The organism is Maribrevibacterium harenarium, from assembly GCF_006385675.1.
GTDB classification, from domain to species: domain Bacteria; phylum Pseudomonadota; class Gammaproteobacteria; order Pseudomonadales; family Marinomonadaceae; genus Marinomonas; species Marinomonas harenarium.
Genome location: NZ_VFRR01000014.1, coordinates 1 through 23,099, shown reverse-complemented (window position 1 = coordinate 23,099; position 23,099 = coordinate 1). Strand labels below are relative to the sequence as shown.

Here is a 23,099-nt window from a genome sequence, read left to right as displayed (position 1 = left end):
TCACCCTAGACTGTTGCCTAGGGTGTGAATGAAGGCATTATAACCGTTGTACATCGACAGAAACATGTAATTGTTGTCCGTCACCCCCATCAAATATCACCCCTTGCAAGGGTGTTACGTCTGCATAATCTCGCCCCCAGGCAGTCACTATGTGCTGCTCGCTGGGCATTTGGTTGTTGGTCGGGTCAAACTCCACCCACCCAAGGTCTGGTAAATACAGGGCAAACCACGCATGAGAAGCATCGGCACCAACGAGTTTCTCTTGTCCCGGTGGCGGCAGTGTTTCAATATAGCCACTAATGTAACGTGCCGGTAAGCCAACAGAGCGCAAGCAAGCGATCGCCAAGTGAGCGAAGTCTTGGCAGACACCGCGTTTTTCTTTTAATACCTGCTCAGGCGGTGTACTGACACTAGTGGCAGTTGGGTCGAATTTAAAATCACGGAAGATTTGCTGGGTAAAACGCAGGGCCGTTTGTAGTACCGGAGCATCATCGTTAAATAGCTCGGCCACGTACTCACGTAAGGCTTTGGAACGACGGATATGGGTAGAGTCTAAAGTGTACTCTACTGCCAGTCGCAGAGCTGGTGTATTCGGCTGCGCGAGTAGTGCCCTTAGCTGACCACAGGTTAGAGTGTGAGTGGCTACTTGAAGAGCGTGCTGATTCGGGGTGATATCAAAGTAGCTCACCACGTCAATGGCTAAGGTTTTGTGGGGTTCTTGAATGGAAAAGTAATAGGTGGCATTGCCGAAATAATCGACCCCTTCCCGTTGGTAAATAGGCGTCGGGGAAATATGTACTGCGCTCGATAGACACTTTTGATTATGAGTATCTCGGGGCATTACATGGGCCATGTTGTAGCACAAGGTAACGGGCGCATTGTATTGGTATTTGGTGATGTGCCGGACGCGGTACTTCATACTTGCACCTTCCATTTTGACTTGATCAGCTGTTGTGGTCCCGCAGTATGATCAAAGTATCTATCGCTAATGATGGTGGTGAATTGCTCTAGTTGCTCAGTAATGCTCGTCAGCAATTCGGTCAACTGTTTTCGCTCACCGGTGGTTTCATCCGCCTGTGCGAGTTCTTCTAGATCGGCAAGCTGTAAATCATTGAGTGATTTGATGATCAAGCGTTGCTCCAGCGCTAAACCTAGCTGCTGCCGCTCGGGCTTAGGTAGGGCGTCCAAGTATTTGCGTAGTTGCTCCACTTGGTAGATTAGCGAGCGTGGGTTGGTACGATCAATCATCAGCAGATCCAAACCAAACGCCACCCTTGTCCGAGTACGGTAACGACGGCGGAAAGAGATAAGTGCTTCCACGCTCAGCAAGACGGATTCCAGCACTTGCTGCTGAGGCATGCTAGGTAAAGCTTGCGTCAGAGTGGACTGGAGCAAGGTAGTGGTTTGCAGTGCCCGCTCGGTACGGCGCCCAATTTCCTGGAATACCCAGTCTAGGCCCCGCAACATACTTTCGTTATTCAATCCCGAGAGCGCCAATAAGGAAGTGACTAAGCTGTCCAAGGATTCTTCAGGAATAGCCGGCAGACCGTTCACATAGGCCCGATCCACCTCGTGAATGTGGTCGCGTAATTCGTTGAGAATAACCCGCGTATCCGCCGACAACATTTCTTTGACTTGTTCACCACAAGCCAGCATGGCATGTAAGTTGGATTTGATTGAGCCAATCAAATCCCCATCGGTAACCAGAGCGGCTAGCGTTTCTTCGGGGGCGTCCAATAGCTCGGCTTCATCACTGGTAAATCCTGGCAATACCCCGGTTTGGTGGGAAACCGCATGCAGTAATATGCGCTTACTTTCAATGGGTAACGGGTCGAAGCCGTTGAGCTGTTTAAAGAGAGTACGCATCAGGCGTAAGCAGGTTTCGGCACGCTCTGCGTAGCGTCCAAACCAAAATAGGTTTTCGATTACCCGGCTCGGCAAGTTGGTTTGCTGAGCTTCGTCCTCGTGTTGCTCTTCCAACAATGGACGATAAGGCTCAGCTTGGCTCGTTTTGACCCATGTGTCTTTACTACTAGAACCGGACAAAATCGAGACAATATGTTCCTGCTCCGACGTCGCGATACGGGATAACCCCCCTGGCATAACGCTGTAGTCATTCCCGTCGGCTACTGTGAAAGTGCGCAGTAAACTTGGGCGGCAAGTTAGTTTGCCTTTTTGCCAAGTCGGCAGGTGTGGCCCCGGAGTGTAGGCTTGCGCTACATAATTTCCTGGATTTTCCTGTATGGTTGCAAGCAGCGCCGTACGCTCTTGTTCATTGAGGGTGTGGCCGTAAACGCTTTTTTGCAAAGCACTACGGGCGATGGGTTTAATAATAAGCTCATGCAGGTTGTTCGCCACATAGGCGAGATTGTCTTGATCGCCGCACCACCAACTACCGACAGATGGAATTCGTAATGGTTCTTGAAGTAAGTACTCACATATCTGGGGTAAGAAAGACATCAGTGCTGGTGCTTCCAAAATACCAGCCCCAAGTGGGTTCGCAATCAAGACATTACCCGCTCGGGCGACTTCTAATAACCCAGGCACCCCTAGCATAGAATCAGCACGCAGCTCCGCTTGGTCGCAGAAACTATCGTCAACTCGACGCAGTATCACATCTACTTGGCTCAACCCGTGTAACGATTTCATCCAGACCTTGCCATTGCGTACGGTTAAGTCGCCCCCTTGCACTAGGGGAAAGCCTAAAAAGTTCGCTAAATAAGCATGCTCGAAATAGTTACTGCTGTATGCGCCCGGGGTAAGTACCACAATCCGAGGGTTGTCGGTGTTATGACTCATCATTTCCGACAGGGAGCGGCGCAGTGTATGAAAGAAGCCAATAATGCGGCGTACGTTGCTATCCCGGAATAGATCAGGCATCACCCGCGAGACAACGGTGCGGTTTTCTAAAGCGTAGCCTGCTCCTGCTGGGGTCTGGGTGCGGTCGCCAACTACCAAGTAGTTGCCGTTTTGATCTTTGACGACATCCGCCGCATGTAGCACCAAGTTTTTCACGCCGGGGAGTTCCATGCCGTGACATGGACGTAGAAAGCCTGGGTGGGAGTAAACGATCTGAGCGGGTATCACGCCATCTTTGATCAGATTTTGTGGGCCGTATAAATCCTTGAACAATAGGTCGAGCAGATTAGCTCGTTGTTTAAGGCCAGCTTCTAGCACATACCATTCCGCTTCTGGGATGACATTAGGAATGATATCCAGCGCCCAAACGTTGGGTGATAAGGGGTCACTTTTCAAATTGTAGGTGGCACCGTCATCACGCAGAATACGTTGGGCGTGAGCCTGGCGATCGCGCATCCCTTGCACGCCAAGTTTGGTCAGTTTATCTAGTAAGGATTGCCAGTGGGGGCGCAGACCATGGGAAGCGTCAAAGGCCTCGTCATAGGCTTTGCTCGGGGCAATACAATGATCAAAAGACACCGGCTCGATGGCCGGTGTCGGTGCAGGGGATGCAGTTTTAGGCATAGTCTTTTATCGTCTGAACGAAAATTAGAGCCTAGTATACTGCTTTCTTAGGTCCAGTGTATGGGGATATTCCTCGCTTATTTGTTCCACTGGCGGCGACATTGGACGCGGTACGGTCTCATTCGGATAGAAGCGGCGCAGAGCGTTGAACTCTGGTGGCGGCATTAACACATCCTGAGTGAAACCATAATCCCAGAAGCGGTTGATGCGGCGGGCCTCAGCTTCGTTACTATTGACCGGTAGTGTTTCATAATTACGACCACCTGGGTGGCTCACATGGTAGGTACAACCACCAATGGATACCCCATTCCAAGTATCATAAATATCAAAGACCAAAGGTGCATCGACCCCCAATGTAGGGTGCAATGCCGACGGTGGTGCCCAGGCCCGGTAGCGCACTGAGCCGATAAACTCACCTTGAGTGCCAGTAGTGCGCAGCGGCACTCGGCGACCATTACAAGATAAAGTGTAACGACCTTCGATAAAGCCAGTTAAACGCACCTGTAAACGTTCCACCGAGGAGTCTACAAAACGAGCGGTACCAGATTGGGTGATTTCTTCACCCAATACGTGCCAAGGCTCGATCGCCCAACGCAATTCAAGCTCCATTTTATCGATGCGGTGGCGCCCGTAATGGGGGAAGCGGAACTCCTCAAATGGCGCTAACCATTCGAGTTTGAATGGGAAGCCGTGTTGGTTTAGGTCGGCGACCACTTCTTTGATATCTTCCCAAACGTAGTATGGCAACATGAATTGATCGTGTAGACGGGTGCCCCAGCGGATCAACTTATGCTTGTAAGGTTCTTTCCAGAAACGGGCCACCAAACATCTTAGCAGTAGCATTTGTACTAATGACATGCGGGCGTGAGGGGGCATCTCGAAGCCACGAAACTCCAATAACCCTTGGCGGCCACTGGCACTACCAGCGGCATAGAGTTTGTCGATACAAAACTCCGAGCGGTGGGTGTTGCCAGTAACATCCACTAGCAGGTTGCGCATAAGGCGATCCACCAGCCACGGCTGATCGACAAAGCCATCGGGCATATTTTGGAAGGCGATTTCTAATTCATAGAGCGCTTCATCACGACCTTCGTCTACTCGCGGCGCTTGACTGGTCGGGCCGACAAACATGCCAGAGAACAAGTAAGAAAGCCCAGGGTGGTGCTGCCAAAACGTCACCAAGCTACGTAACAAATCCGGCTTGCGTAAAATTGGGCTGTCGGCAGGGGTCAGACCCCCTAGGGTCACATGGTTACCGCCACCGGTGCCGGTATGACGCCCATCGAGCATAAATTTCTCGGTGCCGAGGCGTGATAGATAGGCTTGTTCATAGAGGGTTTCGGTGTTGTAGACCAATTCATCCCAGCTTTTCGCAGGGTGGATGTTTACCTCGATCACACCGGGATCAGGCGTAATGAGGAATTTTTGTAAGCGGTAGTCTTTGGGGGGCTCATACCCTTCGATCACCACCGGTATCTTCAGCTCTGCTGCGGTTTTCTCGATGGCGTTGATCAGTGCCACATAGTGCTCAAGGTAACTAAGGGGTGGTAAAAAGGCGTGCATACGACCGTCACGGGCTTCGAAGCAAACTGCGGTGCGAACGGTATTCTTAATGATTTTTTCCGTACTTGACGCTGTTTGTTTCTTTCCCTGCTTAGGTAATGGGTCTCTTGGGTCAAAGGGATCGCGTTCAGGAGTAAATTCTTCCTCGCTGACTGGCGGTAAGGAATTGAGCGGCAAGCGCAACCCCATGGGGCTATCACCCGGAATCAGGGTAATCACATCGGCACGGGTTTGCCAAAGGCTAGAGTGCCAGCTACCCCATTGGTTTTCCAATGGCAGTACATAGCCACTTGGGGTGTTTAGACCACGGGATAACACTTTGGCTAAACGACGGCGTTCGAGGTCGTCACTAAGTTTGGCTTTTTTCGGGTTGACGTCCTCTGGCAACGAGCGTTCTAGCCAAAGGTAGTAAAGGCTATCTTCAAAGGTCGCCTGCACATATTTTTCATCCACACCAACTTGTTTGGCGAATGTTTGTCCGAAGCGCAAAGCGTCTTTTTCACTCACGCCATAGTCTTTATCGACCCGAGCAAGTAGTTCTGGGTTATGCCACAAAGCTTCACCATCTAAGCGCCAGAAACACCCCAATGCCCAGCGTGGAACTTCTTCACCGGGGTACCACTTGCCTTGTCCATAATGCAGTAGTCCATTGGCACCGTACTTTTCCTTCATGCGCAGGAGCAAATCTTTTGCCAGACTTAGCTTATGGGCCCCTAGGGCTTCCGTATTCCATTGGGCGGAGTCCATATCGTCGATGGAGACGAACGTCGGTTCTCCCCCCATGGTGAGGCGTACATCACCAGCAACGAGTTCTTCATCAACCGCTTCTCCGAGGGCTTTAATATTGAGCCATTCCTCATCGGAGTAAGGTTTAGTGACGCGCGGATCTTCGTGGATACGAATCACCTTATTGGTGTAGCTAAACTCGCATTCACACTCGTCGGTAAAGCCGGTAATGGGTGCCGCGGAGGCGGGTTCTGCGGTGCAAGCCAGTGGAATATGTCCTTCACCGGCGAATAGACCGCTGGTTGGATCGAGACCAACCCAGCCGGCACCAGGAAGATACACTTCACACCAAGCATGCAAATCGGTGAAGTCCTCTTCTGGACCAGAAGGGCCATCTAGCGCTTTCACATCGGCGGTAAGCTGTACCAAATAACCCGAGGCGAAACGGGCTGCTAGACCAAGATGACGTAGAATTTGCACCAACAACCAAGACGTATCACGACAAGAACCTTTCTTCAGAGTCAGGGTTTCTTGGGGTGTTTGTACGCCGGGCTCCAAGCGAATGCCGTAATCGATTTCTTGAGCCAAACGGCTATTGAGGGAGACAATAAAATCGACAATAGCGGTTTCTTTGCGCTCCACGGTTTTGAGCCAGTGGGCCAATTCTGGATAAAGTTCACATTTCTTCAAGTACGGTGCCAGCTCCTCTTTGAGGCTGGCATCGTAGTCAAATGGAAAAGTCTCCGCGTATTTCTCGATAAAGAAGTCGAAGGGATTAATCACCGTCATGTCAGCGATGACTTCCACTTCAAACGACAACTTGTTCATTTTTTCTGGAAACACCAAGCGCGCTTGGTAATTGCCAAAAGGATCCTGCTGCCAGTTGATAAAGTGTTTCTCCGGCGTCACTTTCAGGGAATAACCATGAATGTGAGTGCGAGAGTGGGGGGCTGGACGCAACCGCAGGATATGGGGCGACACATTAATAAAACGATCAAACTCGTAGGTAGTCGAGTGTTTGATGGCTACGCGAATTGTCATTAGGCGTCTCCCTGCTGAAAGTAGAACCAGTTTTCCGTGATTTGATGGTTAAGCTCCATCAGACTTAACTGCACGTCATTTAGGTAGTCGCTGAATGCTTTGTTTAAGTCTTCCGAGTGTTCGATTACTGGCGTGTCTTCTAGTAGCTTTTCCACTTGCTTAGCAATCACTCCGGCACGGGGTAGGGCTTCTGCCGCTTCCTTGATTTGGCTGAGGCAGTAACGCTGGGAGCGAGGAAAATAAGGATCATTGATCAAGAAAGTCACCGCATGGGCACCATTTACGGCAGCACGTACGGTGCGACGATAGCTCAAGTAGGCACTCTGGGATTTTAATACTTTCGACCAAATGACCTGCCCTAAACGGACGCTCTCTTCCTCTTGGGATTGCAACATCAGCGAGATAGCTGCGTCTAAGATACGGGTATTCATGTCTACCCGCTCTAGGTAGCGTCCCATAGTCAAAAAGCGCCAGCCTGCATCCCGCGGCATGGTGCCAGCGAGTAAGCCAATCAGTTTTTGGCAACCTTCGATAATGGTATTTAGGTAAGCGTGACGTTCAGAGCGGTTGATGCCTTGTTTGATGTTCTGTTTGGCGAATAGATCTAGCTCGTTGATCAGCTCCCACATTTCACCGGGTACCACATCCCGAGTAGTACGAATGTTTTCCCGCACCATGTTTAGGGAAGAGAGCATGGAGCTAGGATTGGTATCATCGGCAAGAAGGAACTTCACCACATTGCGCTCATCCTTGACCCGATAACGCTGCTCAAACAGCTCCACACCACTGTTAATTTCGATCAAGTTATACCAAGAGATATTAATGTCTCTGGGAAGGTCAAATAACAATTCGTCATACACGCTAACTAAACGGGCGGTATTTTCCACCCGCTCTAGGTAGCGAGCGCTCCAAAATAAACGTTCTGCAACACGTGAAAGCATGATTAATGTCCTTTTGTGGCGACAATCCAAGTGTCTTTACTACCGCCCCCTTGGGACGAATTAACAACCAAAGAGCCTTTTTTCAAGGCGACGCGAGTGAGCCCCCCCATGGTGACGTAGGTGTCTTTGCTTTGCAGAATAAATGGGCGTAGGTCCAGATGACGCGGTTCTAGTACGCCTTTACCAACGAGCGTTGGGGCGGTAGACAGTTTCAGCGTTGGCTGAGCGATGTAGTTGCGCGGATTCTTCTGAATCAATTCCGCGAATAGTTGCTGATCTTTCTTGGTCGAATGGGGCCCAACTAACATGCCATAGCCGCCGGACTCATTGGCAGGTTTCACTACCAGTTTGTCTAAGTTAGCGAGTACAAACTCTCGATCTTCCGGGTTTTCACACAAGTAGGTTTCCACATTGGCGAGAATGGGTTCTTCATTCAAGTAGTAATGAATCAGGGCGGGCACGTACGCGTACACCACTTTATCGTCAGCCACCCCAGCCCCGGGGGCATTGGCAAGGGCTACATTGCCGGCTTTCCAAGCGCGCATCAGACCAGGAACACCGAGCACAGAGTCTTTCTGGAATACTTCGGGATCTAGGAACAGGTCATCGATGCGACGATAGATCACATCGACCCGCTCTGGCCCGTAAATGGTTTTCATGTAGACGCAATCGTCGCTATCGACGAAAAGATCCGAGCCTTCGACCAGCTCAACCCCCATTTGTTGTGCCAGGAACGAGTGCTCGAAGTAAGCCGAGTTATAAATCCCTGGTGTGAGCACCACGATTTCAGGGCGCTCCACTTTACGCGGCGAAAGTGCCGCCAAGGTATCAAAAAGATGGGCTGTATAAGCGCCTACCGGTTGGATATCGTCGTTTTCAAACAGTTCAGGTAATACTCGTTTCGTAATAGCGCGGTTTTCCAACATATAAGATACGCCTGAAGGAACCCGTAGGTTATCCTCCAGTACGTAAAACGTACCCTTGTCATCGCGCACCAAATCGGTACCACAAATATGGGCCCAAACACCGAAAGCGGGACTCACACCAACACATTCTGGGCGGAAGTTTTTCGAATCTTTGATGATGTGCTCAGGGATGATGCCGTCTTTAATGCAGTTTTGATCGTGGTAGAGATCGTCGATGAAGTGGTTGAGGGCTTTAAGTCGCTGTTTAAGCCCAGCTTCGGCAACCTTCCAATCTTCCGCATCTATGATACGGGGCACTATGTCAAAGGGCCAAGCTCGGTCGATATTGCCTTCGTCCGTGTACACAGTGAAGCTGATACCCATTTCTTGAATAGTGGCTTCGGCTAACAGTCTGCGTTTTTCTAGTTCGTCGGGGGGAAGGGTGTCGAGATATTTAATGAGTTGTTCTGCAGGAGTGCGGGGCGAGCCTTGGTGATCCATCAGTTCGTCGTAAAATTCACCGCTGTTATAGTTTTTTGTGAGTGTATCCATAGGCGTATGTCCTCTCTGACAATGGGATCGGCTGAGTCAATGTAGTGCGTTGCCGTGATCCATTGTGTGTATCAATGCCCCAGTTTGGTGTTAGAGGCAAGTGCTAGATCCCGTTTTGGATCAAATTTTTTGCATATTTGTGTCAGTGCTTACCCAATTAGGGGCTAATGTCCTATTTGCGACTGCCACGATAGGTATAACAGCAAAAACTAAGCCAGCAATAGTGTCTCTTTACAAGCGCACAACAAATGTCAATGTCCTTGTTATTTATCGTGTTTGTGGCCTGCGTTTCTGATAACAAGTTTGCTACTATAACCAGCAATTTTTTGACCAATTGTGCGAATAGGGAAGCCGTTGAAACACGCAGAATTTGCAGACACCATTCTGGTTGCAGGTGCCGGTATCGGCGGCCTCACAGTAGCATTAGCGCTAGCGAAAAAAGGCAAACAAGTGCGGGTGCTAGAACAAGCGCCGGTACTAGGTGAAGTCGGTGCTGGGCTACAGTTAAGTGCTAATGCTATGAAGGTGATGCGTCACCTTGATCTGGAGAAGGCCATTAAGGCGACCGCCTTTGCGCCACAAAATGCCACCATACGTGACTATGAAAGTGGAGAATACTACCTGCGTACGCCACTTGGAGAGGTGGCGCAGCAGCGGTATGGGGCTCCTTACCTGCATATTCATCGGGCGGATTTACATGCGCTGTTAGTAGAAGCCTGTGTACAGCATGGGGTAGATATCGAGCTCGGTCAGGTTGTGCGGGGTTATCGCAACGAAGGCAATAAAGCCACTTTATTACTTGACCATGGCAGCGAAAAAGCGGATGTGATTATCGGCGCCGATGGGTTGCGCTCCACCATCCGTGAAACCATGTTAGGAGTTCAAGCGCCTATTTTTACTGGGCAGATTGCTTGGCGAGGAGTGGTGCATAAGGACGCGATTAAAGATGTCTCCATCGCCCATGATGCGTGTGTTTGGGTTGGACCAAAGCGCCATTTTGTCAGCTACTACCTGCGAGGTGGTGACCTAATTAACTTTGTGGCCGTGGAAGAGCGGGCAGAGTGGTTAGAAGAATCCTGGAGCCATCAAGGGGATTTGCAGCAGTTACGCCGATTATTTTCCGGTTGGCATCCTGAAGTTACTGGGATTTTGTCAGCTTGCGAGTCGACCTTTGTTTGGGCTTTGAATGGTCGTCCCACGTTACCAAAATGGCATGATGGTCGGGCCGTATTGCTCGGAGATGCCTGTCACCCAATGTTACCTTTTATGGCACAAGGTGCGGCGATGGCGATTGAAGACGCATACGTGCTGGCAAATCTTTTAGTGCGTGATCCGGTGGAAGCGGCGCTACCGCGCTACGAAGAGCTGCGTAAACCCAGAGCGACTGAGATTCAGCGTATTTCCCGAGAAAATGCCGGCTTGTATCATATGTATGGCGGTCTCTCCGGCAAGCTGAAACTTAAAGGTATTGGCCTTGCGACCAAACTTATTCCTGCTATTGCCAATGTGAAGCTTGATCCTATCTATGGCTACGATGTCACTAGTGTGACTCTTTAAATTTGTTTTTACTTCAGGTTTCAGCGTCATGTGAGGCGCTGACGCTTTCCTCATCGAGGTTTTCCCATGCTGCGTTCTCACTTTCGTGCTGAATTGGTACTTATCCTCGTCACTATTTTGGCAGCATTCGGTTGGATTTTTTCTAAAGAAACCCTAGCTGGCCTGCCTCCTCTATTATTCATGGGTGTGCGTTTCCTTGTTGCTGGTTTTATCCTGTTATTGGCTGGGCGTAAGTACTTTGTTGGCCTGCGTTTCTCCGACATCAAGAATGCGATTTTAGTAGGCTTGGTAATGGGGGTGGCTATGATGTTATGGATCGTGGGACTAGACCATTCCACCCAGTTAGGTGTTGGTGCTTTTATTACCAGCTTGGGGGTGATTTTGGTGCCGATTATGGCCAAGCTACTGTTTGGCGACCGTCCTGGGTTGCCTGTATGGCTATCGCTGCCGGTGGCGGTAATAGGGCTTGGTTTACTGGCGTTAAACGACGGCTTAGCGTTTGAGTTATCTCATCTTTATTTTTTAGTTGCAGCGGTGACCTTTGCGTTACAGTTTAACTTACTATCCCGTTCTTCCACCCGTATGCATGTGCTGGTACTGACTTCTATCCAGCTTATAAGCGCCGGTACACTGGCGTTTATTTTGTCTCTATTTTTGGAAACATGGCCTGAAGTGGTTAGCTTGCCGGTGTTTGGCTGGTTCCTTGCAAGTACACTCATTGCCACAAGTCTGCGTTTTCTGTTGCAAACCTACGGTATGAGTTTGACCCCTGCGAGTCATGCAGCGGTAATTATGAACCTAGAACCTATGTGGACGGCAGTGTTCGCCAGCTTTTGGTTTATGGAAACCATGGCGCTGACACAAATAGTAGGATGTAGTTTGATTTTTATCGCTATGTTGATCAGCAAATGGACGCAAATTCGTGCGGTCTTCACTGCCTCTTAATCCGGCTCACGGTCAAAATGGATGGTTGTGCCGCTGGTGCAAAGTTGAGCTATGCGTGTTGGCTTGCCGTGCTCATCCAATTCAATTAGACCAATCCCCGCTTGGTTGAGCAAACGTTCGCCATTGTCGGCGAACTCCGGTTTACGGGGTGTGACTCGCATATCTCGACGTTTGGTGAAAACGTTGAGAGGAGACCAAGGAGCGTAGAGCCAACGATTAAGGCGATCAAACCAAGTTAGCAGTGGCGCTGGAAATTCATTACGAATGCCGCTGCTAGTCACCTGCCAAATATCTGGGCTGCTCAATTTGCTCCGAATCGCGATGTCATAAACAAACGAATAATGTACGTCACCGGAAAGTATCAGGAAATTTTGCGGGGTTTTGGGGTGTTTAAACATGTTTAAGAGGGCGTGAGCGGCCCCAGGGTGTGCCATCCAGTTTTCTGCATCTACTAACAGTGGTTTGCCAATCCAGGTGAAGAGCCGTTGAATGGCTTCAATCAGTTTGACACCAAACACCGGCGCGGGAGACACCAAAATCACGGCCTGCTCACCAAGAATGGTTTGTTGTAAATCGGTTAGGGCTTCCCAGTCCATTAGACCACTTGGTTTGCCGAAGTTGCTTTCTGAGCGCCAGCGATGGGTTCGCGTATCCAATACCACTAGCTTAGGTGTGGTTTGCCACTGGTAATGCCATTGGTCAAATTTTAGCAACTGATCAATAAAGTCATCATGCTGCTCTTTGCCGAGATTCCCAATGGCTAGCTGAAGGTGCTGGTGAAAAGTCGAGTCGAATGCTTCAGGGTTATTCCCCCAGCCTTGGCAGAGAAAATATCCCATCAGCGCATTGCCGATAATGCGTTTCGATAAGGGGTGCCCGTAGGCCATCAGTTCCCATTCGGCGGTAAGATTCCAGTCATCGGTAATGTCGTGGTCGTCAAACATCATAGCGGTTGGTAGTTGGGCGAGCACGTTAGCAACATCTCCTAGCCCCCGTTTGAAATCTTCAATGGCGATTCGTTCTTTGCTATAGCGCTCGATATATTCCTCTGATAAATCTTCTGGTGCAGATAAATCCACCCATTGCCATAGGGTGGGAGACCAGCACAATAAATACATGGCCATGACTTCGGCGAAACTGATCAAATGATTGTGGGCGTTGTCGGAAGAGAAAATGGGTTTCTTCACGCCACCAAAAAACTGCCGCTTAACTTCTTCATCACTGGATTTTCCCTCACTGGAGGGCAGTAGTTCTTCTCGACGGTACAGATAGGTGGCTGTGGTATGCAGTCCCGTTAAATGATTGTTTAGGCTATCTAGCTCCTCGTCGGGCAGCCCGAGCAGTGCTATCACCTGATGAATTGCCCTTAGCATGGGTCCTGCCACGTCATCCGCATAGATTTGATCACCTGAAAGTATCAATACGTCAGGCCATTGTTCCGGTGTGTGAGAGCGTAAATACTGGGCTGCTCGAGCCAAACCATCGGCATGGGGCTGTTGTGTTTGTTGATGGTGTGGTTTTCGACAAGATCCATGCAGAATTTTGCGAATTTGGCAACAAGGACGAAAAGTGAAGGGGGTGTTGCCATTTACTGGCGTCACTAAGTTAGTTGCTGATCCGTCTTGATCAAGGGCAAAAAGCTGGTAGCTAAGAGGGATCTGTGGGTCAATTTCCGCCTTTATCGCAATCTCAACTAAATGGATATGTAAGGCGTCGCTAATGCGTACACTCTGACTAGTGAACTTGGTTGGTACATTTTGGCTAGCTTGTGTGAGCTCCCCGGTTATCTCAACTGCCCTAGATGTTGCCACCCAAATTAGGCACTGTTCTGGCGTGGCACGTCTTAACATAGGTCCGGCCAGCAGGAGTGGTAGTTGTGCATGATTGAGGGAGTGGCTCATGGGTTAGGGCTCTCATCGTTGGCAATGAATGACTCCCATGGTAGCGAAAAAGCATCGGGAAGTTTGTTGGTTTTGCTTAAATACTGTTCACAGAATGAGTAAATAGTTTGAGTATTAACATACTTTTGATAGGGTTAAGTTGCAGTGGGGCGAACTTGTAGTAATCTTCAGCTTGTATCTGATATGCCTGAGCGTCATTGATGCTATGTTGTCCCGGTGATGATTCGAAGTAGGTTGTGTTTCTATCCATGCTAGTGAGAAAAACGCTTTTTATCGTACTTTTGTGCTTTGTTCCGGTTTCTTGGGCTCAGCAGAATGCGGCTCAGGTTTATGGTTTTACTAAGCCTTACGATATTTATCCCTCCAAAACCCACTACTTGATGGTGGTTGATCACCATATTCAGCGTTTCTTTAACCGCTATGGCGTTCCCTATTTGTTGCGTTTAGATACCATTCCATTGGCTGATCGACATGCCTTACTCGCGGGTATGCGCAAAGCTATTTTGCATCAAGCGAGTGTTAGTTGGGACATTGGCCTAGTACAGTACTACGGAAGGGATCTGGACGATATGCTCGGGTTCAAGCCTGCCTCTGAAGATTTTCGTGATATTTCTAGAGTTCGTGAGCAGCTTATTAAATATATTCAAGCATCAGATTTGGCTCGCAGTGTGGTTACGCGGCACCATGATACCCTGATTTCCTTGTGGGGAGCGGACTGGCAGGAAAACAACATTGCCAGAGCTCAACAAGCTCCCTGTCGAGCCGCAGGTACGGAACGTTCCGACTTAGTCTTCTATACGGCTCTTAAAACTTTGGAAACGGATAAACGTCGCGCTACTTCCATGGCCTACCGCTATGAGCTTCTCGGCCCCTGCCAGCGTTTGCAAGTACAGCAGCAGCTGGAAACGGATGGGGTTGGCAACATCGGCGAATTACAACAGTTACTCTTGCAACCAGAAACACCCCCCAGTACCACGGCTATATTAGTCAGTACCGAAAAATAACGGCGCTGCCTAAGGCGACTTTTTTGCCGTTGTTTCCACCGCCAAGATCAGGGACAATAGCGCCCCTTAGACTTTTCCTTACCAGCTGCAGACCCAAAACGCCCATATCATGTCGAATCAAGAATTTATCAGTCAGGTTAACCAACGCCGCACTTTCGCAATAATTTCGCACCCTGATGCCGCCCAGCCTTTCAACGCTTAAAACCACCTTTCATTGCACACCACAATCACATCTCTACGTACTGAATTTAAAGGCTTTTTGTCTTTTTCTCGTTTCTTTGCTTTTCAATGATGTTCAAGCGTAACCTCGGAAAGTGTGTACAAACTTGAGTACAAATTCCGTTTTAAAGGCCTTTGGCGATAATTCCATGACACAAACTTGGCTGTAGGCCTTGTGGTTACTGGGTTTTACGTGAAAAGTACTACCTCTAAAAAGAGTCCCCATTTTTTGATAAATGTTTTCTTCTGCACCAAAATACAAAATTTAATTAAGGGGTTTATTGTTGGTGTGATTCTTGCTTTGGCGTTTGTTTTTGAAGATGCTTGAAGCGAACCAATACGACTATTTCTAACTGAGATATCGGACTTACCCTCAAATTTAACTACAGTTCATACCCTCGTTTTGCACTTTATTATCGGCCTGTGTGTACAAAATTTCCTGTAACTGTGTACAAACTTCCTCTTTGTTGCACTTATCTTCTGGAGATTTGACGCGAGTTCTTCTGTAGCCCCTGCTGTATAAGGTCTGAGCGACAAAAGTACTTAGGGAGTTTGATGTGTCAGTTCGCGATTATCAGCGAGAGTATCGCTCTTTTGTCGATGACAAAAATCTCCTTCTACTTATATGTAATTATGTATCAGTTCATGGCTTTTGATATGTAATGGCTAATCGAATTTGTGTTATTTGAGTTACCGTGATATGTTTTTGTATATAATTATTCTTAAGTGATGTATTAAGGTGTATCGAAATGAGCTATGTAACAGAGCAGATACTAGAAAGCCTTCGAGAAGCTCGGGTACGTAAAGGTTTTAGTCAAAGAGAGCTGAGCGCGCGTTCGGGTGTGCCGCAAAGCCATATATCCAGAATCGAGTCTGGCGGTGTTGATTTAAGAGTATCCAGTTTGATTGCTCTTGCCCGTGTACTAGACCTAGAGCTATTGGTTGCGCCTAAAAAATCTGTACCTGCCATCAAGTCGATCATTCGAAGTGGACAAGGTATTAACGGCATCAGCGACGAGGGTGAGCCAATGTCGCCCGCATATCAGTTAGAGGAAGACGACGATGACTAACCATGTCTCTACGCTCAACGTTTTGCTTTACGGTGAACCCATTGCAACGATCACCAACGTGGGCAATGACAGAACACTTTTTGCCTTTATGGATTCGTACATTAATGACGAATCACGGCCTGTGTTAGGGCTTGGCTTTAAAGATTCGCTAGGTGGCTTGCTGACTAGCTTCAAACCGACCCAAACCAAGTTAACCCCGTTTTTCTCTAACCTTTTGCCAGAAGAAACCATGCGAAATTACCTGGCAGAGCGTGCCGGTGTTAATCCAGCGCGGGAGTTTTTTCTATTGTGGGTGCTGGGACAGGATTTGGCAGGCGCGATCACGGTTGAGCCTGCGGATGGTGAAGCCTTACCACCTAATGTGCATCAAGACATAGAAGATGAAACGAAAACAGATGGGCCAATGCGTTTTTCATTAGCGGGAGTTCAATTGAAGTTTTCAGCTGTGCAGCAGGCAAATGGCGGTTTGACGATCCCAGCAACCGGTCAAGGTGGTTCTTGGATTGTAAAATTGCCGTCGTCTCGATTTGAAGCTGTGCCAGAAAATGAATATTCGATGATGGAACTGGCTCGAATGTTGGGAATGGACGTGCCAGAAACGCAGCTACTCCCTATTAATCGAATTGCTAATATCCCAAATGGCATTGGCAAATTTGGTGACAGTGCGTTTGTGATTAAGCGTTTTGACCGTGCAGATGGTCAAGCTGTGCACATTGAGGACTTTGCGCAAGTGTTTGGCGTTTATCCTCAAGATAAATACAAAAAAGCCAGTATGCGGAATATTGCTCAGGTTATCGGTATTGAAGGCGAAGACGAAGACATTGCAGAATTTACTCGCCGATTGGTGTTCAATACTCTAATTGGCAATGCTGATATGCATTTGAAGAATTGGTCTGTGATCTACAAAGATAAGCGCACAGCGTCTATTGCACCTGCTTATGACTTCGTTTCAACCATTCCCTATATCCCAGATGATAGTGCATCGCTTAAGGTGAGCCGTAGCAAGAAATTCAGCGATTTCACGCTGGATGAGCTATCACACTTAGCGGCTAAAGCCATGTTGCCAGAAAAATTGGTGTTAGATACTGCAAAGCAAACTGTAGCAGGCTTCCATGAGGTATGGGCGAAAGAAAAAGCGCATTTACCCCTCACTAAGTCAGTGATTGAAGCCATCGAAATGCACTTACGAAGTATACCGCTACGCTGAATTCCTAGTAGCTAGAGCGTGCATATCGATAAAGATGGTTTAACTTAATGCGATTTTACGGCGCTTTTCGCCGTAAACTGGAAATTTGGTAAACTGCACAATGATACCGGTGTCATGATAAGGCTGATCTTCTGAACAAATCATGCATCTTGCTGACCATCAACAAGTGATGAATCAGGCGATGATAGCTTTACATTGATTTTCAGGAGAATGCAGATGACAGCAGTAGCGCACCAGGTAACCCCTTTTCTAACATCTTACGAAGTGATGGCTCGTTACCACATTAGCTATACGACGCTCTGGCGAAGAATAAAAGATGGCAGCTTGCCGCAACCTCGTATCAACCGAAATACACGAAACAAGCTGTGGCACATTGAAGACCTAGAAGAGTATGAGAAGAAAGAGGATTGAGCCTCTTTCTTTTATTTTATTGTCCGAAACGCCAGTTGAATGAAAAGCCTGTCGGCTCGATGATGGTTTCTAGCTGTTGATACCAAACGTCGTAAGCATGACCCATTTCATCCAGGTACTGATATTGGTTGTAGATAGCATCCAACCCTTTTTTGCTGTGGCCAATCATCAACTCGGCAACTTCTTGCGTGGTGATGGCTGACATTCGCGTTCGCATCGTTCTGCGAAGATCATGCATAGACCAATGTTCCATCTCAACACCAAGCGATCTGCGAGCCCAGATTTTCACATTATTAGGAATAGTGGTATCAAAGCCATTTGTGGCAAGCTCTTCTTGTCCGTTCGCGGGAAACAAGTAGGTTGATTTGCTCATCTGCATCGCCAGTTCAATCAGCTCAATAGCTGGCTTAATCAATGGCCGCATGATCGGCGCTCCAATTTTCTCACCTTGTTTGCGGATCTCTATGGGCACTGTCCATATTGCAGATTGCAAGTCAAAGTGATGCTTTTCAGCTTGAATGAGTTCTCCCTTACGGCCTCCCAATAACAGAAGCAATTTTATGTAGATGCGATTCTTCTCAGTGATTTTTGACTCATGCAAATAGCGCCAAAGTATCCTGATCTCGTTGTCATTTAGCACCCGAGTTCGTTTGCCTTTCTTACCGCCAACCTTTTTTGCTGTGATCCCAGCGGCAGCGTTAATTTCCAAAATTTGTTCATCAATCAGCCAGTCATAAAACTTATGCAGTACAGACACTAGGCGTTCTGTGTTTGAAGGGGACGACTCCGAAACCTCACGAAGACAGTTTCGCAAGGACAATTCATTGATGTCAGTTAATGGGTACTTGCCAAGTCGGGGCAGCAAATATATTTCACTGCTGCGTTTTTGGAAGTGCCACGTTTTCTCCTTTAGCCCTTGCTTACCGGCAGAGTCTATCCAGTCTCGAAAAATCGATTCGAAGCTTTGGTTGGCAGAATACCTGGCCCGTTCCTGCTGAAGGTAGAGCTTGGGATTTCTGCCCTGATCAAGTACTGCCCTTAACCTATCCAGCTCATTCCTGGCTTCAGCAAGCTTCATAAGTGGGTAAGTACCTATGTCTACCCGCTGTTGCTTGCCATCGAAACGATAACGAAACTGAAAAACAATTTTGCCCTTGGGCGATACCCGAGCACTTAGCCCATCTCGGTCGGCTTTTACTACGGTTTCTTTTGCTTCTTTATTTAACCTGGCATCGAGCCAGCTAACTGATAACGCCATGTTATAAGCCCAGCCCTAGTTTTGATTTTAATGATTGTTTACGTGTTTCTGCTTTGGGTTCTGGCGCTGTACTCATAGAAGTAACTTCACCATCTGGTGCAAGGCCATCCACCGGTACAGATGTCGTGGATAGATTGGGTTGGCTCATTTGAATTAACCCAAAGGTTGCCAGCATCCGCAGACGCTCAGCGCGTTCCCGTGGTGGCGTCTTTTCCAATTCTTTGAGTAGTTCTGGGTGGCTCCCTGGGGGAATGTTGACGACAACTCTCATGATCATGCCCCATAAAACCAGAAGCCTCGGACGTTCGCCAAAACAGACTGCTCAGGCACGATGATCTTGCTTCGTGAAAAAATCTCCTTGGCCGCTTCCTTATAAGCCAAGGCTCCACCTCCGGCGATCAATACCAAGTCCGCATTAATGCTTTCGTCACGCATGGATTGACGCATGGCTGTAAGAGCAACAGGCGCTACCTTTTTCATGGCAGCATTCAGATAAGGTGAAATATCGACTTTTTCTCCAAATAGCAGGACCTGTAAGTCGCCGGTTCTCATGGCTTTTTCAAGTCGATCCATTCCGACTTTGGCACCATGATCTTCCGAAATCAGCTTATCGATGGTTTCCAGTAGCACGGACATTGCCTGAAGACTGGTTCCTGATGAGCTGTAGCGAATTTCTCCGGCCTCAAGGGCAACCCAATCAACAGAAAAGAAGCCGGGATCAATGACGACGACACGACCTTCTTCAATCAAGCCCAGATCACCACCCGTTTGAACCAGATCCATATAGGCACCGGCAGGCTGTGGTAGTACTTTGACGTCATGAACGGTGATGCTGCGCTTAGGCGTCACTTGATGGACACCTTTTAAACGCTGCACAAGGTCAGACTTACGTTGTGGTTCATGAAACTGGGAAACCGGTAATCCAGTGACAACCAAATCGATGGATTCTGTTTCAGCCATTAACAAGGCGGCATGAAAAAGTGCCTTATAGGTTTTTGTGGTGGGATATTCCGGGTGAAGCTCTCGTTCCCAGCCTTGAAGGCGTCCAGCAGGAACACCAGCGGCCCAGCGCTCATTATCGACAGAGACATACAAACAAGTTTCATCATCGCCTCCACCGATACGCTCCGGCATACGATCCGCTGGACCGGCACCCGCAGGTAGAATAATGGTTTTCGGTTCACTACCTGATTGGCCAATTGCCAGCTTCAGGTTTGAGTAACCGATATCTACGCCTAGTACAAACATACTTATCTCCTGTGCACTCAAAGTGCTCTAACGGTTTTCAATCAACCGCGCTGTTCACGCTTGGGCATTTCCAAGTGCTCTGGCGGTTTACTCAAATGTCATTATCAGGATTCGGTGCACTGGCGGTGGGCAGAAAGGTGACAAATCCTTTCATCTATCTGCCTATTGCATTTTTGCAAAAGTATGAGAATAGGCTCTGTTTGGCGGCTGGTGACCTAGCCAAAAAAATTGAGACGCCAAACGTCGTTTGCATTCTGGCCTGAACTTGCCAAACGGTTTGTATCTTCATGGCGATACGTCTTTTTAGGTGTTTTTAAGTGAAATCAGCCTGTATCCCTTGTCGGGTATGGGATTGAGCGAGTCGATTTATATCGAGACGCCAAACAGTGATTGTGACGGCAGTTTTACGTTTGGCGTTTCGATCCAAAAGCCAAACGGATAGTGGTTTTGGCTTTAGGGGTTAATTGGATGGGGAAATTGGTTTGGTAGAAATCGTCAATGAACAATGGAAAGCAGATGTATCAGATTTACTTCAGCAAGAAACGGACAGGCTAAAAGCGCTGGCACGAGCTGAAGTTGATGACTTTTGGGTTACCCATTACAAGGTTCGAGAGAATGAGCCCTTTAAAGACTGGGGTCTGCTTGGTGTCCGTATCAGAGACTTTAAGTATGGCTTTGGCATAGAGTGGTATATCAACAGTTTTCACGGTCAACGAGGCAAACGCGTGGTCTTTAGCAAGGGGCTGCGTATCTCAAAGACGAAGCTGAGATACGCATTTTTAGACTGCCAAGGTTTGGCCAAAGAATGGGAGCTAGCGCTGGCCATGGAGAAAGAGGAATTCTTCAGTGATATTCGACGCCAGGTTGATAAGCTCAACATGCTGCGTCGCAGAGTGAATGCGTATTGAGTCAACTGCGCTACTTCACTCGCGGTAACTGGTCCCAGCGTGTTGTATAAGCGGGAGACAAATGCTCTCGCTTCATCGACCAATCTTTCTTGAGTCCTTGTCCAGCAAAGAAAACCTTTCCGGCACCGCTTTGGTTAATGGTGTCCAATACAGACATTAGCTGCTGGCTATTAGAGCGGGTCGATACGTCATCGAATAGTCCTGGTTGAAACATGCCAGGATCGTAAAAGTCAGACAGCATGACGCCCGCTTTGGCATAACGAAAACCATCCTTCCATATCCGCTTGAGTAAGTGATTGGCCAGCTCGATAAAATCCCGCGTGTCGCAACTGGGGATTAGCAATTCACCCGATGCAGAGTTGCTGTACTGCGGCTCGTTGTCCTTAAAGGGGCTGGTACGTATGAACACGGTCAGCACTTTGGCTTGCTGCTGTTCTTTGCGAAGTTTCTCAGTGGCGCGGGTTGCGTATTCGCATACGGCTTCACTTAAAAATTCAAAGTGCGTCACTTTTACGCCAAATGAACGGCTACAGACGATTTGCTTCTTAGTTGGCGGGATCTCTTCAAGTTCAATGCACGACTCACCATTGAGCTCTCTGACGGTTCTTTCTAAAACCTCTGAAAACTGGTCTCTGATGGCTCTAGGAGAGGCATTGGCGAGATCTAAGGCTGTGGTGATACCCAACGCATTTAAACGCTTAGAAAGCCGTCTACCAACGCCCCAAACATCATCAACCGGGACTAATGCGAGCAATCGACGTTGCCGATCTGGATTGGTCAGGTCTACAACCCCCTGAGTAGCTGGATATTTTTTGGCGGCATGGTTAGCCAGTTTGGCGAGTGTTTTAGTCGGTGCAATGCCTACACAGACGGTGATCCCAATCCAGTGGCCTATGCGCTCTCGCACTTGTTGTCCGAACTCGACAAGAGATATGGCAGACTCAATACCGGTTAAATCCAAAAACGCTTCGTCAATAGAGTAAACCTCTACTCGTGGTGCCATCTCCTCCAAAGTGCGCATCACTCGACTGCTTAAATCTGCATACAGCGCGTACAGTTGGCTAAGAATTCCCGCTAAAAATAGACGAGTAAGTGAGCAACCATTCTGCCGCATGGGTTGCTGGCGTCTAACACCAGAAAAATCACCCAGCCCAACCCGCTGTCTATTTTTTAAGGTGGGCATTCATCTACATGTCTAATTTTTTACCAATTTGATCGCTAAGATGTACTAATTTGATTACCGAGGGAGACTGACGGACTAATTACTTAGGGGCTTAATCGTACAATCTCCACTCGACACCACACAACTCACTTCTGGACATTTCTGAGTTGCATTTTAGCTAATTTAGAAAAACATGAATTAGATAAAGTATGGAAATTTCAAATCAATATGAGGCGGACATGAAGAAATTGAAAAAAGTAGCTTAACTGGGTTGGTCAATTTTGGTTGACCACGTCATGTTCCGGTGAGTACGCAAGTCATTGGCGCTAACGAATATGAAGGTCACTTTGCTTTTGACTTACTCTATAACAACTCTTCAGATATACAGCCTAATACCTTATCGACCGATACGCATGGTACCAATAATGTTAACTTCGCTATATTAGATTTCTTTGGTTACACATTCGCCCCTCGATACGCGAAAATGAAAAAGGTGTTTTTTGAGCTATTTGAAGTGACTGAAGAGAACGGAGGCCGTATTCAATTAAAGAAAGATATTAATCATAAGCTAATTGCTGAAGAATGGGACAATATTCAGCATATTGTTTGTTCATTGAGTCGTAAAACCACCACTCAAAGCACAATCATTAGAAAGTTGAGTAACGGCAAGAGCCGAAGATTGTCAGCATTGCATGAGTACGACCGTTTAATTAAATCTATTTATGTTTTGGAGTATGTTGATAATTCAACGTTGCGTCATTACGTCCAGCAAGCCTTGAACAGAGGTGAAGCATACCATCAGTTAAAACGTGCTATTACTTCAGTTAATGGCAATAAATTTCGTGGGGGGAATGATTACCAAGTATCACAATGGGGTTCTAGGGATTTTCCCCTCTAAAAAGACTTAATCCTCTGTAGACCACACCAATAAATGGCTGCGGAGGTGGGTTACTACTTATAAGTGTGGCAAATTAGGTAAATATCGTACATTTAATACG

General features: G+C 48.0%; 18 protein-coding genes. 8 read left to right on the top strand and 10 right to left on the bottom strand.

The window, feature by feature from the left end:
• Nucleotides 1-37 precede the first annotated feature (37 nt).
• Genes FJM67_RS08665 through FJM67_RS08645 form a run of 5 tightly spaced genes read right to left on the bottom strand, consistent with a single transcriptional unit; the run spans nucleotide 38 to nucleotide 9,211 of the window.
• On the bottom strand, nucleotides 38-919 hold the full coding sequence (locus FJM67_RS08665; protein ID WP_140588472.1) for a transglutaminase family protein: 882 nt from the start codon (nucleotides 917-919) through the stop codon (nucleotides 38-40).
• A complete protein-coding gene (locus FJM67_RS08660) occupies nucleotides 916-3,483 on the bottom strand; it encodes a circularly permuted type 2 ATP-grasp protein (RefSeq protein ID WP_140588470.1) in 2,568 nt (855 codons plus the stop codon). Before FJM67_RS08660 ends, FJM67_RS08665 begins: the two co-directional genes overlap by 4 nt.
• Nucleotides 3,484-3,507: 24 nt before the next feature.
• Nucleotides 3,508-6,813: a transglutaminase family protein gene (locus FJM67_RS08655; protein WP_140588469.1), complete on the bottom strand. Its 3,306-nt coding sequence runs from the start codon at nucleotides 6,811-6,813 to the stop codon at nucleotides 3,508-3,510.
• On the bottom strand, nucleotides 6,813-7,754 hold the full coding sequence (locus FJM67_RS08650) for an alpha-E domain-containing protein (protein WP_140588467.1): 942 nt from the start codon (nucleotides 7,752-7,754) through the stop codon (nucleotides 6,813-6,815). The genes FJM67_RS08655 and FJM67_RS08650 overlap by 1 nt, the downstream gene beginning before the upstream one ends.
• Before the next feature lie 2 nt (nucleotides 7,755-7,756).
• Nucleotides 7,757-9,211, bottom strand: a complete 1,455-nt coding sequence (locus FJM67_RS08645; protein ID WP_140588465.1) for a circularly permuted type 2 ATP-grasp protein — start codon at nucleotides 9,209-9,211, stop codon at nucleotides 7,757-7,759.
• Nucleotides 9,212-9,565: 354 nt separating this feature from the next.
• On the opposite strand from FJM67_RS08645, the gene FJM67_RS08640 reads away from it, so the two are divergent.
• Both FJM67_RS08640 and FJM67_RS08635 read left to right on the top strand, forming a co-directional pair.
• The gene (locus FJM67_RS08640) at nucleotides 9,566-10,768 is read left to right on the top strand and encodes an FAD-dependent monooxygenase (RefSeq protein ID WP_181161458.1); all 1,203 of its coding nucleotides are present in this window, start codon (nucleotides 9,566-9,568) and stop codon (nucleotides 10,766-10,768) included.
• A 66-nt stretch (nucleotides 10,769-10,834) separates the two neighbouring features.
• Nucleotides 10,835-11,713 (top strand): DMT family transporter, encoded by an 879-nt coding sequence (locus tag FJM67_RS08635; RefSeq protein ID WP_140588463.1) that lies wholly within the window; start codon nucleotides 10,835-10,837, stop codon nucleotides 11,711-11,713.
• Here the strand turns inward: FJM67_RS08635 and FJM67_RS08630 are convergent.
• On the bottom strand, nucleotides 11,710-13,614 hold the full coding sequence (locus FJM67_RS08630) for an alkaline phosphatase D family protein (protein ID WP_140588461.1): 1,905 nt from the start codon (nucleotides 13,612-13,614) through the stop codon (nucleotides 11,710-11,712). The two genes, FJM67_RS08635 and FJM67_RS08630, sit on opposite strands and share 4 nt — an antisense overlap.
• Before the next feature lie 248 nt (nucleotides 13,615-13,862).
• On the opposite strand from FJM67_RS08630, the gene FJM67_RS08625 reads away from it, so the two are divergent.
• The 4 genes from FJM67_RS08625 to FJM67_RS08605 all read left to right on the top strand — a co-directional run bounded on the left by FJM67_RS08625 (nucleotide 13,863) and on the right by FJM67_RS08605 (nucleotide 17,525).
• Entirely contained in the window at nucleotides 13,863-14,618 is a 756-nt protein-coding gene (locus tag FJM67_RS08625; RefSeq protein WP_140588459.1) for a hypothetical protein, read from the top strand.
• Between the two features lie 968 nt (nucleotides 14,619-15,586).
• The gene (locus FJM67_RS08615) at nucleotides 15,587-15,907 is read left to right on the top strand and encodes a helix-turn-helix domain-containing protein (RefSeq protein WP_086597896.1); all 321 of its coding nucleotides are present in this window, start codon (nucleotides 15,587-15,589) and stop codon (nucleotides 15,905-15,907) included.
• Nucleotides 15,900-17,114, top strand: a complete 1,215-nt coding sequence (locus FJM67_RS08610) for a type II toxin-antitoxin system HipA family toxin (protein ID WP_086597895.1) — start codon at nucleotides 15,900-15,902, stop codon at nucleotides 17,112-17,114. Before FJM67_RS08615 ends, FJM67_RS08610 begins: the two co-directional genes overlap by 8 nt.
• A 216-nt stretch (nucleotides 17,115-17,330) precedes the next feature.
• Nucleotides 17,331-17,525 (top strand): helix-turn-helix transcriptional regulator, encoded by a 195-nt coding sequence (locus tag FJM67_RS08605; protein WP_000127614.1) that lies wholly within the window; start codon nucleotides 17,331-17,333, stop codon nucleotides 17,523-17,525.
• 16 nt (nucleotides 17,526-17,541) lie between these two features.
• On the opposite strand, the gene FJM67_RS08600 is transcribed toward FJM67_RS08605, so the two are convergent.
• The 3 genes from FJM67_RS08600 to FJM67_RS08590 are packed head-to-tail and all read right to left on the bottom strand — an operon-like array spanning nucleotide 17,542 to nucleotide 20,031.
• Nucleotides 17,542-18,783, bottom strand: coding sequence for a tyrosine-type recombinase/integrase (locus FJM67_RS08600; RefSeq protein ID WP_086597894.1), 1,242 nt, complete (start codon nucleotides 18,781-18,783; stop codon nucleotides 17,542-17,544).
• Nucleotide 18,784: 1 nt separating this feature from the next.
• Entirely contained in the window at nucleotides 18,785-19,054 is a 270-nt protein-coding gene (locus FJM67_RS08595; protein WP_001995600.1) for a hypothetical protein, read from the bottom strand.
• A 2-nt stretch (nucleotides 19,055-19,056) separates the two neighbouring features.
• A complete protein-coding gene (locus FJM67_RS08590) occupies nucleotides 19,057-20,031 on the bottom strand; it encodes a ParM/StbA family protein (RefSeq protein WP_000497807.1) in 975 nt (324 codons plus the stop codon).
• Nucleotides 20,032-20,495: 464 nt separating this feature from the next.
• Between FJM67_RS08590 and mobI the strand changes: the two genes are divergently transcribed.
• Nucleotides 20,496-20,939: a conjugative transfer protein MobI(A/C) gene (gene mobI / locus FJM67_RS08585; protein WP_000348524.1), complete on the top strand. Its 444-nt coding sequence runs from the start codon at nucleotides 20,496-20,498 to the stop codon at nucleotides 20,937-20,939.
• Between the two features lie 10 nt (nucleotides 20,940-20,949).
• Here mobI and umuC read toward each other — a convergent pair whose 3' ends face one another.
• Nucleotides 20,950-22,122 carry a translesion error-prone DNA polymerase V subunit UmuC gene (umuC, locus tag FJM67_RS08580; protein WP_001142610.1) on the bottom strand — a complete coding sequence of 391 codons (1,173 nt, stop codon included), beginning with the start codon at nucleotides 22,120-22,122 and terminating at the stop codon, nucleotides 20,950-20,952.
• A gap of 283 nt (nucleotides 22,123-22,405) precedes the next feature.
• Here umuC and FJM67_RS08575 point away from each other — a divergent pair, with 283 nt between their 5' ends.
• A complete protein-coding gene (locus tag FJM67_RS08575) occupies nucleotides 22,406-22,999 on the top strand; it encodes a Tn3 family transposase (RefSeq protein WP_000107352.1) in 594 nt (197 codons plus the stop codon).
• The last annotated feature ends 100 nt before the right edge of the window (nucleotides 23,000-23,099 follow it).